Origin of the sequence: uncultured Anaerococcus sp. (assembly GCF_963510575.1) — a bacterium.
Taxonomy (GTDB): domain Bacteria; phylum Bacillota; class Clostridia; order Tissierellales; family Peptoniphilaceae; genus Anaerococcus.
In genome coordinates this window covers 1-10498 of sequence record NZ_CAUPFR010000059.1, presented here as the reverse complement: position 1 = coordinate 10498, position 10498 = coordinate 1, and the positions used below count along the sequence as shown (strand labels likewise).

Genomic DNA, 10498 nt, shown 5'->3' with positions numbered 1-10498 from the left:
TATTTTATTTTCTCCAAAACCAAAATGCTTAAATTTTAAGGTCCCTGGATTTTTTATCACATAAGGAAAATCTTTCTCTTCTGCTGCATGGTCATGGAATTGAGCCTTACCTCCCCAATACTTGTCTTGGAAAGCCCTCTGGGCAATGGAAATCTTGCCTACTTCGGCTCCCTTTCTCCAGACATCTACCTCGGTGTCTTCCATTTCATAGTTTTTCGCTTTTTTCTTTTCAAGCTTGTAGGCTTTCCTGCTAAACTCGTCTTCATCCTGTCTTCCTACAAATACAATATAGTTGTTTTTTGACTCATCTTGGTCTACTATATCATCCCTAAAGGCAACAGGATCTTTAAGTTTATCTTCTTTTAGGTAGTCTGAAATGAGGGTAGAATTTTTGATTGATGGGAGCTTTTCTCCTAATTTACCACTTGTAGATAAGAGTCCTCCAAAGTATTGAGGTACTTGGCTTGTGATATAATGAGCTATACGATCAAAGCCGCCACCTACAAGCTTATAAGCAAATGGGACAAAACCATTGAATACCAAGGCTGAGGAGTCTTTAATTGTGCAATTCTTTACAAAAGACGCAAAGGCTCCGTATGTCTTCTTAGGATTTTTAAATTCCCCCCCAACTTGGACGTGGCAGTTTTCTATTATGGTTGGATTATCTGTCGATGATGTGGCGAAAAAACCGCCAACCCAATGGTCTATATCCTTTTTATCTTCTACAGAAATATCCTTATTAACAAAAACAGTAGAATTTTTTACTTCTCCATAATTTCTAGAAATTCCTGGAGAAATAAATAAAGACTTGTTTTGGTTATCGCTTATTTCTACCTTAAAATCTTTCATATAGATATGGTTATTGTATAATTTCCCTAGATTGGCATATGAAATTCCACCTATCATATGTGCACTGCTAGGAGATTTTATCTTGATTTTCACTTCCCCATATCGTGCTACGTTATTAATACCAGTTTTGTTATTATGGACAAAACCTGTTAGCAATCCTATGCCACCTGTTATGTCCTTAGTGTCTATGGTTAAGTCGCCTACAGCAAGTTTGTTTCCTTCGGTTATTTCATCAACACCATTATCTACATTATTTTGCCTGTATATTAAATCTCCCAGACCTTTAAAGAAAGTCTTTCCATCACTTTTTATACTTACATCTCCATAGCTTATGGTATTGTTCTTAGCATTTGCTGCATTATCAAAACCTAGGAAAATCCTATTTTCACCAGATTTATTTACAACCTTAAAATCTCCCACTGTCAATTCATTTCCCTTTGCAGATACTTCATTAAGCTTTAATTTATCATTTTTGCCTTTTCTAAATTCTGCTCCAAGACCTGTATATCTTATTGACCCAGTTTCAGCGATTGTTTTGCTTGTTAAATCAATATCTCCAATTGTTATTTTATTGTTTTCATATATTTGCTGATATTTCACAGGATTAAGTGAAAAATTTTGAAAAGCTGAACACGCATTTATACTTCCATTGGAAACCACATTTATTTTTCCAATTTTTATATTATTATTTGATACTTTAGTATAACGACCTACTTCATTATTCTCACCTATACCAAAAACAGAAGCTAAGTGCTCGTTTAATTGTGATGAATCGGTGGATTTATCTGGTTCACAGTCCATTTTTATTTCGTCTACTTCTATAGTTGAGTTTTCTAAGACAGATAAGTCTTCTGTGAACCCAGCTGCTACTGATTGAAAATGATTAGGAAGTTTTCCATCTACCTTGTTTTTAGTGACAGTCTCTATACTTGATGCCTTTACATGGATATTATCCAACCAAAGATTATCTGTTGAATTTGTAAATCCTGTAGCATATGCGCATCCTTGTGATGTTGATTTTATAGATCCAACTACCTCTATTTTTATATTTTGATAAAGTCCGTATTTTTTTAAGATTTCCGGATTGTTATTCTCAAAGATTTCTTTTTCAGCTTTTTTACCCCCACCATAAACAGAAACTTTTGGATTGTAAACAAAGCCATAGGCCATGGCTATGGTGTCTTCTGAAGATGCTTTCTGAGAAGCTTTGATTTTTTTCTTAAACTCATCACTAGTTTTAGTATAGTCCGACTCAATGTTGCCATTAACCTTAATATTTACTTTACTAACCAAGACATCTGTTAAGCCTATCGCAAAACCGCTTGCAACTATACCATTTGGGTTTCCTGTAAAGTTATTATTTGCCATCCTATGGCTTCCCCAAATAGTTTCCATACCATTTATACTTCCTATTACTTCTATACCTATATTAGATATATTTCCTTGGCATACTGTCAAATCCTTTGAAGAGTCATTAACTTTTGATGTTTGAGCATAAATTTTATCTGCGAAAGGAGCTCCGTAGACATCACCTTCTACTTTTAAATTAAGGTCTTTTATATCAACTTTTTTTGCAACAATCCTACCGAAAAGAGGACCTGCCTTTCCACCTTCTTTTGGTTTTAAAGTAATAGTGTGACCACTACCATCAAAGCTAAAGGACTCTTTTGCTATGTTTTCTTCGCTAGTAGAGTTAGATAAAATGCCTTCTTTTATATATTCTTCCTTATGTTTAAAGAAATCATCTCCAAGATCTATTGTAATATCTTTTGTGAGTTTATAATTATTTTCCTTAAACTCTAATCTCCTATAGTTATATTTCTCTTTATTATCCTCATCAGGAGTTTGTAATTCGCCATCTTCCTTAAATTCAAGTTGGCCTTTTAAGTCTTCCCAAGAATTTATCTCAATAGGTTGAGACTCTTTTTGAGCTTCTGGGACAACTTGGTCTGAAATTTCTAGGTCAGGATTGGCTGACCTTTCTCCACCTGCTTCCATGATCCTTGGGGCCTTGGCAGATTTTTGGGTCATTTTTTCTGTTTCTTGGTCGCTTGAATTTTCTTCATTTGGTCCTTGTGGGGTCTCTTTTGCTTGTGGCTTTTCTTCTTTAGCCTCTTCTCCACTAGGGGTTTTTGAGGAAATTTCCTCTTTTGGTTCTTGCCTTCCCTCTTCAGTTTCCTTGTTTTCCTTTTCTTCTGCATCAGGACTTCCTGTTGAGTTTTTGGCTTCTCCTTGGTTTTGAAGTTCTGTTTCTACCTTACTTAGAGTCTGGTCTTGAGAATTGTCTTTTTTCCCTTCTTCTTTTAAGACTTCCTTGCTTTCTTCTACCACTTGATCTTTGGCTGGTAGATTTTCTTCAGCTGCGTAGGACTTATTGGCCAGTCCTGTTGCGGTCATGATTGACACTGAAAGTAGAATCGGCCATATACTTCTGTTTTTCATAATATATCCTTCTTTCTTACTAGGATTCTACCCTATTCTTGAAATATGCAAAGGTTTTTATTGTCTATTTTTAAACGAACAATTTATTTTAAAAAAATAGACCCCAAGGGGTCTACTTCTTTATAAAATTGCTTCTCTTAGGTCTTTCATAGCCTTTCTTGCCACATCCATTGCGGATTCCATGGCTTTCTTGTTGGTCATGTCAACTCCTGCTTTCTTGAGAACTTCGATTGGGTATTCGCTTTCGCCTGCCTTTAGGAAACCTAGGTAGGCTTGTCTATCAGCGTCTGTGCCGTGAAGAATTTTTTGGCTTAGGGCTACTGCACTCATGAAGCCTGTTGCGTATTGGAATACATAATAGAACATATAGAAGTGTGGGATTCTCGCCCATTCTGCTGCTATATAGTCATCTACTTTTATGTCTTTGCCGAAGAGTTCTTCGTTTAATTCCTTGTAGATTCCGTGGAGTCTTTCTGCTGGAATTGGCTCTGCATTTTCTACTAGTTTATTTACCCTGTGTTCAAATTCTGCAAACATTGTTTGTCTAAATACTGTTGATTTGAATTGGTTTACAAAGTAGTTTAACAAGTATTTGGTTTCAGCTTCTGATTGGCTATGGTCTAGCATGTAATTTAATAGCAAGAGCTCGTTGGTTGTTGAAGCTATTTCTGCTAAGAAAATTGAATATGAACCATAAGCGTATGGTTGGGTGCTCCTTGTGTAGTAAGAATGCATAGAGTGGCCTAGTTCGTGGACTATGGTAAATACATCATTTATTGTGTTTGTGTGGTTTAACAAAATAAATGGTTGGGTATCGTAAGATCCTGATGAATAGGCGCCTGACCTCTTGCCTTCGTTTGGACAAACGTCAAACCATCTTTTTTCAAAACCTTCTCTGGCAACTTTTACATATTCTTCGCCGAGTGGTTTGATGGCTTCAAGTACAATTTCTTTGGCTTCGTCAAAGTCAATTTGTCTGTCATAATCTTCTACTAATGGCACATAGATATCGTGGAAACCAAGGTCGTCTACTCCCAAATATTCCTTTCTAAGTGTGGTGTAGTCTCTGTGGATATCTGCATTATCGTGGATTACTTCTAGCAGATTATCGTAGATTTCTTCTGGAATATTATTTGCAAATAAACTCATTTCCCTAGCTGATTTGTAGCCTCTTAATTTTGCTTCTACATTGTGGGCTGTAAATTCACCGTCAAGGGTAGATGCTAGGGTATTTGAGTATTGCCTATATGTTTCGTAATATTTTTCATAAACCTTGCGTCTAAAGTCCCTGTCTGGGTCTTCTTGGAGGGTTACAAAGTTTGCGTTTGAGATTTTAACTTCTTCGCCGTCTTTTTCCACACTTGGGAAGGATAGGTCAGCGTTGTTAAAAATCATGTAGGTGTTTTGTGGATTGTTTTTTAATTTACCAAAGGCTGCAAGGATTGCTTCGCTCTTAGAGTCTAGGACGTGGTCCTTGGCCCTAAATTTATCTTCAAAATAGTGTTTTAGGTAAGAAATCTCTGGGTCTTCAAGATAAGAATCTATAATTTTCTCATCTGTAGATAAGATTTCTGGTGAAATGAAGGCTAGTTCGCTTGCTGCATAAACATAGGTGTTTTGGGCAACTTGGCTCATTTCTTGGTACTTACTTACAGTGGTATCTTCATCTGATCTTAATGATGAATATACATAGGCCTTTTCCATTTTTCTCGAAAATTCTTCTTCGAGTTTTAGGTATTTTTTGAAACTTTCAAGGTCTTTTGTAAGCTTGCCCTTAAATTTCTTAAGCTCTTCTACTAGAGCCTTTATTTCTTCTATATCCTTATAAAATCCCTCATCATCAGCATAGATAGATGAGGTATCCCATTTTAATCTTTCTTCAACTTCGCTTCTTTTCATACTTCCTCCTTATTTTATACTTAAAATAGCGTCGTTTTGGTCTTTGCCAAGTAATTTTAGTTCCATTATCCTATCCTTGCTTGGAGATGGCATAAGTCCAACAAGGAACTCTCTGCCATTTATATCTGCTTTTATATTTTTACTTTCTACCTTATATACACCAAAGATTTCCTTTAGGTATTCTTCTTCCTTGTCAATTCTTTTGGAAATTGCCATCTCAAGGTCACCAGGCTTTGGGCTTTCGCTTGCTTCTACAGGTTTGCTCATCCTATAAACATTTACATTTACATCATCAGTAGAGTTTTCAAAATGAAAAGAATCCACCAGCGACATATATTTGTTGTAAATATAATAGGCACTCTTAGTCTGGTTTCCATCTATGACAAGTTGACTTGCGATCAAAAATGGACCTGATTCAGCCTCAACCAAATCAAAATCAACCTGGCTAAAAATATTATCCTTTGACACAAGAGGCCCATATTCCTTATCAACCATCTTATCATTTTCCTTAAAGGAAAGAAAAGCCATGAAAGAATCAGGGCTAAGAGAGGATTTTAATAACTCAACGCCTATTTCCTTGCCTGCAAAATCAAACTTTTTGAGAAAGCCTTTGGCATCTGAAAGGTAAATCTTGCTTGAAATACGGCCCTTGCCATAGATTTCTTCGAAATTCACCCTATCCTTAGGGTCGATATTTGAAATATACTTTATTTCTGGAAATTTCATCTTTTCTTCACTTGTAACCTCGCCCATATCCTTCTTAAATTCGCTCCTGGATTCAAAACCACAAGACGTAAGGACAAGGCTAAGGACAAGGACTAAAATTATCTTCATCTAGACTCCTATCATTGACTTCATGCCAAGCTTGTAAAGGGCAAAACCTATTACCACTAAAATTATTAGGGATAATATCCTTCTTGGGCTAGGAATCTCCCTGCCAATAATTGGGAAAATCCCTGCAAGGAAAAATCCAGCAAGGAAACCACCTAGGTGGCCGTAAACTCCAACTCCTGGCGCAAGTAAGGAATAAACTACGTTTATGGCTACAATTGAAATAAAGCTTGCCCCGAAACTCCTGATGATCTCATCATTCCTGTAGGTCGCCATTAGACCAATAGCAAGGCCCAACATACCATAAAGGCTAGTTGAAGCACCAGCTGACACAGTATAAGGACTACCAAGGGCAAAGGATAAGAGGTTGCCAAAAATCCCAGCTACTAAGTAAATTATCAAAAAGTTTACAGACCCAAACATCCTTTCAAATAGGGGGCCTAAGCTATAGAAAAAATACATATTAAAGAGGATATGGAAAAAACCAATGTGGATGAAGGACGCTGTAAAAAGCCTCCACCACTCTCCCTGAGCCACAAGAATTTTGGAATTTGCACCAAATCTTATTAAATTTTCAATATTTTCGCTACCTCCGCTTAGGGTCATAATGGCAAAAACAATTATATTTATAATCATCAAAACCGATGTCACCCTAGCTTGGCTAAGTCTTTCTAAATTTATATTCATAAGTCTACTATACCCCTAATTTTTCCCTCGCTAAAATAGTCTTATCAAGACTTTTGGCAAGACCTGCAATCTCCTTATGGATATCTTTTCTATAGTAGGCGTCCTTGAGTTTATAAGTATAAATAAGGTCAAAATCACCCCTATTTTCAATTTTTTCTCCATCCTTATCTTGGAGGAAGATAATTTTTATATCTTTTTTGTATCTCTTGGCAAGACTTGCTACATTTATGGAAGCGGCACCGTTAAATTGGTCCACATTTTCACCAAGTATTAAAACGTCCTTATCCATAATCAAATCCTTAAAGTCTATGGTTTTTAGGATAAAATCCATAGACTTAGAAATTTTTGCCTTGAAAAACATATAAAGAGCCCAGGCGACACCTCCACCAGAACCCATAGCCGGCATATCTACAGGTCCAGTACCTAAACTATCCTCGATAATTTTTTTTAAATGCTTGCAGCCCTTAAAAAGTCTGGCTGTATCGTAGTCGCTCGCACCCTTCCTATAAACCCTATCTTCAAGAAAAGAATTTTCCCCAAAAAGAGTCTGGTTGGTAGATGTTGCAATCCTAATATCAACATCCCTAAGCCTCTTATCCAGGCCACTTATATCAACTCTTGCAACTTTTTCCATATTTTGAGCAATCGGGTTTAGTGCATTTTCTTTATCGTCAAAAAACCTCACCCCAAGGGCATAAAGCATACCCATGCCAAGGTCGTTAGTAGCAGTATCTCCAATTCCGATATAAAAAGATCTAGCCCCATTACTAAGACCATCAAGAACCATCTCCCCAAAACCAAGAGAAGACGACTCCATAACCCTTAATTCTTCCTTGTATAAAAGCCTAATACCCGAAGACTCCGCCATCTCCATCACAGCAAGGTCATCCTTTAATATGTATCTGGCAGTAATAACATCATTAAGAGGATTGTGGACATTTACATACTTGTACTTGCCCTTTATAATAGCCTGCATGGCCTCAACAGTACCCTCACCACCATCAAGAAAAGGCATAACCTCAACCTCTGATGAAAGATTAGCCTTAAAAATATTTCCGATTTCAACTGAATTTTCAAAAGTTTTTATAGAATCTATCCCTACTAAAGTTTTCATAACAACTCCAATCTCTCTTATATTTATACCCCAAAAAGCCAAAAATATTGACAATATTTTAACAGATTTTACAAATTTTTCTAAAAAGCTTTACATATTGGCTAATTCTTGCTATACTAGATAGGAAAGTTCGTAAAACTAACGAACTTGCGCTGTTTAACTCAGGGAGCAATCCCACCCATTAGAGACCATTAGAAAACTAGTGGTCTCTACTTATAATAACTTCAAAATTCCAGAAATCTAAAATCTATCCCAAATAAAAATTTTTTCCAAAAAATTCGAAACTTTAATATCAAAATTAAATTCAAAAAATATCAGAATCTTAATTGTAAAAAATTCATCCCTCGCCTAAAACCAAGTCCCTATTTTTGCTAAAATCTTTTTTATTTGGTAAAGTCTTAATAGCATCTAGAAATCAGGAGGTTAATTTGTTAAAAAATAAAAAAAATGCAATTATATTTTCAATTTTCGCCATGTTTTTATGGGGTTCTGCCATTCCAACCATAAAAACAACCTACCAAGCTCTTGCTGTTAGCACCACCGATACTGGGGCAAAAATCCTTATAGCAGGCATGAGGTTTTTCCTAGCTGGTCTTATTACTTTTTTATATTTAAGACTTTTTAATAAAGAAAAAATTGTAAAAAGCGAAATCAATTGGAAATTTATTATAATAATTGGTATTCTTCAAACCTTTATCCAATATATTTTATATTATATAGGCCTATCCCATATAGCTGGAGTAAAGTCATCTATAATTCAGGCTTCCAACTCCTTTATAGTGGTTATCCTATCCTTGTTTTTATTGCCTGGCGATAAGGTTAATAAAAACATGATCATAGCCCTCATCCTCGGCACAGCTGGTATTGTCATTACCAACCTAGGCAAGGGGGCAAGTTCTTCAGGCTTCAAATTTACTGGTGATGGCTTTATCCTAATGTCAACCACAGTTAACGCCCTTTGTACAGTTCTCATCAGAAAATATGGCCAGAAGGAAAATTCCTATTTCCTAATGGCAAGCCAATTTATTATTGGTTCAGTTTTGATGATCCTAACCGGCCTTTTCCTCAAGGAAGAAAGTCTAGTTTTCAACATCAAAGCCATTATTTTATTAATTTACGCAGCCTTTATATCTGCTACAGCCTTTACTATTTGGACAGTTGTGCTTAAATACCACTCTGCTGGAGAATTTGGCATCTACAAACTTTTTGTACCACTATTTGGCTCTATCCTTTCAGTTTTAATCCTTGGAGAAGCCTTCACAGTAAAGCTCGCCATAGGCATGGTCCTAGTTTTAGGGGGGTCCCTAGTATTAAACTTGGGCAAAAAATAAATCCTGACCTCACAAGTTTTCTTGTGGGGTTTTTGCTTCCTATATTTTACTAAATTTCTTTATAAGTCACTTTTAAAACTAAAGTCTAGGGCCAAAGCAGATCTTATTTTGTAGTTGCTTTTTATATAAAAACCCATCTCTCGCCTAAAACCTACTATTTATGCCATAATAAAAAAATTACCACCAAGACTCCAACCCTATTAAGGATAATATATCTCATACATAAGTACTTGACTTTTACATTTAGAATGATTATAATTATTATTACAGGGGATACTCTGTTAAATTTTTTTAAAGGAGATTAAAATGGCTTTAATAGGAAAAACATTACCAGAATTTAAACTAGACGCTTACAATCCAGCTAAGGAAGAATTTGTAACTGTAACTAACGAGGACCTAAAGGGTTCTTATACAGTTCTTATCTTCTACCCAGCTGATTTTACTTTTGTTTGCCCAACAGAGCTTGAAGATATGCAAGAATCTTATGATGAACTAAAGGCTCTTGGTCCTGAGGTTTATTCAGTTTCTGTGGATACTCATTTTGTTCTTAAGGCTTGGCATGATAATTCAGAAGCAATTAGCAAAATTAAGTACACAATGATTGGCGATTCTAATAAAGAACTTACTAGAGAACTTGACCTTCTTGACGAATCAGGCAAGGCTCACAGGGCTACTCTTGTAATCGACCCAGAAAATGTTATCCAAACTATAGAAATCAACGCTGATGGTATAGGTAGAAAAGCTAATGTTAATATAAACAAGGTTAAGGCTGCAAAATACGTTGCAAGTCACCCAGGTGAAGCTTGCCCAGCTAAATGGGAAAGCGAAGCTGACGCAACTCTTACACCAGGACTTGACCTAGTAGGTAAAATCTAATATGTTAGATACTAATCTAAAAAACCAGCTAGCCCAATATTTTGGCCTCTTGAAAACAGAGGTCACTATTGGGCTTTCTGCTAATAATGATGAATCAAAAAAAGTTAGAGAGTTTGTAGAAGAAGTTGTTGCTCTTTCAGATAAGGTTAAGCTTGTAGAAAAAGACTTGCCATACACACCTTCTTTTGAAATCAAGGGCGCTTTTGACCACGGAAAGATTGTCTTTGCTGGCCTTCCTCTTGGCCACGAATTTGCTTCTTTTGCCCTAGCTATGCTTCAAGCAGGAGGAGTTGCTCCAAAGATTGACGATTCTGATAAAAAGAGAATTGAGTCCCTAGATCCTGCAGACTTTGAAACTATAGTTTCACTTTCTTGCCACAACTGCCCAGACGTAGTCCAGGCCCTAAATATCATGGCTATTTTAAATCCAAATATTAACCACACCATGATCGAAGGCGGCATGTTCCAA

General features: G+C 36.2%; 7 protein-coding genes and 1 pseudogene. 3 read left to right on the top strand and 5 right to left on the bottom strand.

Annotation, left to right across the window (positions count from 1 at the left end; translation table 11 throughout):
- From RQ907_RS05560 to RQ907_RS05540, 5 genes are all read right to left on the bottom strand, one after another.
- Positions 1–3291: hypothetical protein (locus tag RQ907_RS05560; protein WP_311492389.1), on the bottom strand; the 3291-nt coding region annotated here is incomplete at its 3' end.
- Positions 3292–3411: 120 nt separating this feature from the next.
- Complete coding sequence (gene pepF, locus RQ907_RS05555) at positions 3412–5190, bottom strand: oligoendopeptidase F (RefSeq protein WP_311492388.1); 1779 nt, start codon at positions 5188–5190, stop codon at positions 3412–3414.
- Positions 5191–5199: 9 nt separating this feature from the next.
- Positions 5200–6024 (bottom strand): hypothetical protein, encoded by an 825-nt coding sequence (locus RQ907_RS05550; protein WP_311492387.1) that lies wholly within the window; start codon positions 6022–6024, stop codon positions 5200–5202.
- Positions 6025–6708: a rhomboid family intramembrane serine protease gene (locus tag RQ907_RS05545; RefSeq protein ID WP_311492386.1), complete on the bottom strand. Its 684-nt coding sequence runs from the start codon at positions 6706–6708 to the stop codon at positions 6025–6027.
- A 7-nt stretch (positions 6709–6715) separates the two neighbouring features.
- On the bottom strand, positions 6716–7822 hold the full coding sequence (locus RQ907_RS05540) for a glycerate kinase (protein ID WP_311492385.1): 1107 nt from the start codon (positions 7820–7822) through the stop codon (positions 6716–6718).
- Between the two features lie 428 nt (positions 7823–8250).
- On the opposite strand from RQ907_RS05540, the gene RQ907_RS05535 reads away from it, so the two are divergent.
- From RQ907_RS05535 to RQ907_RS05525, 3 genes and pseudogenes are all read left to right on the top strand, one after another.
- A complete protein-coding gene (locus RQ907_RS05535; protein WP_311492384.1) occupies positions 8251–9153 on the top strand; it encodes a DMT family transporter in 903 nt (300 codons plus the stop codon).
- A 306-nt stretch (positions 9154–9459) separates the two neighbouring features.
- A complete protein-coding gene (locus RQ907_RS05530; RefSeq protein WP_311492383.1) occupies positions 9460–10029 on the top strand; it encodes a redoxin domain-containing protein in 570 nt (189 codons plus the stop codon).
- Between the two features lies 1 nt (position 10030).
- Positions 10031–10498: pseudogene (locus RQ907_RS05525) on the top strand (alkyl hydroperoxide reductase subunit F); the annotation flags it as partial.